This is a genomic window from Carnobacterium sp., assembly GCF_032094055.1.
Taxonomy (GTDB): domain Bacteria; phylum Bacillota; class Bacilli; order Lactobacillales; family Carnobacteriaceae; genus Carnobacterium_A.
In genome coordinates, this window is record NZ_DAMDAK010000005.1 from 24,665 (window position 1) to 27,440 (window position 2,776).

Sequence of the window (2,776 nt, forward strand, 5' to 3'; positions counted from 1 at the left end):
GAATAAACGAGAAAAAGAATGGATATTAAACCATTTGCCTCAATATAAATTTATTTTTCTTTCTCCTGAAATGCTTCAGCAAAAATATGTGTTGAACCAGCTTAAACAGCAAGAAATTTCGTTGTTAGCTATTGATGAGGCACATTGTATCTCTCAATGGGGGATGGACTTTCGTTTGGACTATTTAGAATTGGGAAAATCACGGAAAGAATTAGGAGAACCTTTAACAATGGCTTTAACGGCTACTGCAACTGAAATCGTTCGTGAAGAGATTTTAACTTCTTTATTTTTAGATAAAACTAAAACAAAACAAATCCTTTATTCTGTGGACCGTCCTAATATTGCCTATTCTACTATTAGCTGCTATCAAGATAAAAACGAACAACTCTTAAACCAAATCAACCAGTTGACTAAACCGGGCATTATTTATTTTTCTAGTAAGAAAAAAGCGGATGAAGTAGCGGGTTGGCTCAAAAGTAAAACTGGATTTTCAGTTGAAAGTTACCATTCTGATATTGAAAATGATGATAAAATAAAAATACAACAACAATTTATCCAAAATGAGATTGATATTATTTGCGCCACTAGTGCTTTTGGAATGGGAATCAACAAGGAAAATATTCGTTTTGTTATCCATTATCATTTACCAGCTAGCGTTGAAGCGTATCTGCAAGAAGTAGGCAGAAGCGGCCGGGATGGGAAACCAAGTGTGGCTATCTTATTATTCGAAGCTGGAGATCAGTTTTTACAGTTGCGCTTGCAAGAAGATGGCTTACCAACTTCGGCTATGTTAGAGTATGCTTACCGACATAAAAAAATCGTTGAAGGAAGTTGCAGCAGTACACAGAAACAAATCATTGAAAATTATCTGCTATCAAATGTTCCATTGGAAGAAGCTAAATCGCAAATAATGGGCCGGAAAATACAAAAAGAAAGACAACTGAACTACATGGTCCACTATGCTCAAACAACGGAATGCAAACGAGCCCATATTCTTCATTATTTTAATGAGCCTTTATTGGAGAAACCGTTCAACTGTTGTTCCAGCTGTGGTTTAGATGAAGAATGTTTTTGGAGCAATCAAGAAGAATACCTTCAAAGTAAAATAACCAAAGAGAAAAATTGGGAAAAAGCGCTAACAAAATTATTTTTGTTAACGAATTAATAAAGCAAGTTGGATTAAAATATGTTACAATAAAAGCGAATTATCTTTAGGAGGAATAGTTGATGGCTGGAAAAAAATCTAAAAAAAACCAGAATGATGAAATTTGGTCTCGTAAATTTGATAACGATGACGGCTTAGAGAGCGATAATCAGTCAAGAATAGCTCGTAAAAAAGCCAAAGGAGGAATTTCTCCGATAGTAACTTCGCTGTTTATATTTTTAGCTTTGCTGATCATTTTGCCAGTAGCAACTTATCTTTGGTATGTTAATAGCGGCAGTCAAGCAGAAGAATTGAAGCCGGATGAAGAAAAAATAACGATCACACAAAATAGCAGTACTGAATCAAGTTCTGAAAAGAACAGTTCTAGTAGTTCAAGTGAGAAAGATACCGAATCTTCAGAAGAAAGCAGTGTTGCAGAACAACCGGTTGAATCTGAACCGGAAGAAGACGTTGCTGATGTTCCAGTTCAAACAGCTCCAGAAGAAGAAGAGCCTGTTGAAAGTGTTGAAGAAAATGAACCAGAAACAACACCGGAAGAAACAGGTGGAACTTATACCGTTAAAGCTGGAGATAATCTTTATCGTATTGCTTTAAATCATGGAATGACAACTGAAGAATTAAAAACCTTAAATGGTCTTTCTGGCGATGAAGTTTCAGTAGGAACAGTGTTAAAAGTAAAATAAGTAAAAACATGTCATTAAAAGCCGTCTTAGGACGGCTTTTAATGTGAAAACAGAAAGAAGGCTAACAATGGATAAAAAAATAATGATTGCTATAGACGGACCAGCTTCTGCTGGAAAAAGTACCGTAGCTAAAATACTAGCTAAAGATTTAGGATATGTTTATTGTGATACAGGAGCGATGTATCGGGCATTAACTTACCAAGCCTTGCAATTTAAAATAGATCCTACAGATGAACAAGCTTTAGTCAGTTTATTGAAAAAAATGGAATTATCTTTTGAACCTTCTGAAAAAAAACAAAAAGTATTTGTCAATCACGTAGAAGTAACAGAAGCTATCCGACAACCAGATGTAACGAATTTAGTTTCTGTTGTTGCAGCCCATAGCGAAGTGCGAAAAGAATTAGTGAAAAGACAAAAGAAAATTGCCGATCAAGGCAAGATCGTGATGGATGGACGCGATATTGGTACAGCTGTTTTACCACATGCTGAAGTGAAGATTTTTCTGGTTGCAAGTGTGGATGAACGAGCGGATAGACGCTATAAAGAAAATCTATCTAATGGTGTAAATACACCTTTAGATACGTTGAAACAAGAAATTGCAGAACGGGATTATAAGGACTCGCATCGTACTGTCTCTCCGTTGAGACAAGCAGAAGATGCGATCTTAGTGGATACTACTGGTCTAGGGATCGAACAAGTAGTTCAAAAAATCAAAGACATCATCGCTGAAAAAGTAAGCTGATTGTCCTTGAACAGGGATCAAATGGTTTGCAACAACAAAAGAATCTAGTGGTTATAAGTTTAGACTTAGTTTTTTGTAGGTGTTTTGGTGGCATTATTTTAGAAAATTGGTTAAAATAAGTAGAGAAGGATTTATTTGGCTAAAATAGGAGGACAAAAACATGACAGATCACATAGATAATAACGA

At 35.5% G+C, this 2,776-nt stretch carries 3 protein-coding genes; all 3 read left to right on the forward strand.

The window, feature by feature from the left end:
* Nucleotides 1-1,165, forward strand: a 1,165-nt coding sequence (locus tag RT405_RS01570; RefSeq protein WP_313466991.1) for a RecQ family ATP-dependent DNA helicase, incomplete at its 5' end; no start/stop codon positions are given.
* Between the two features lie 62 nt (nt 1,166-1,227).
* Nucleotides 1,228-1,848: a LysM peptidoglycan-binding domain-containing protein gene (locus tag RT405_RS01575; RefSeq protein ID WP_313466993.1), complete on the forward strand. Its 621-nt coding sequence runs from the start codon at nt 1,228-1,230 to the stop codon at nt 1,846-1,848.
* A 67-nt stretch (nt 1,849-1,915) separates the two neighbouring features.
* Nucleotides 1,916-2,590 carry a (d)CMP kinase gene (gene cmk, locus RT405_RS01580; protein ID WP_313466995.1) on the forward strand — a complete coding sequence of 225 codons (675 nt, stop codon included), beginning with the start codon at nt 1,916-1,918 and terminating at the stop codon, nt 2,588-2,590.
* The last annotated feature ends 186 nt before the right edge of the window (nt 2,591-2,776 follow it).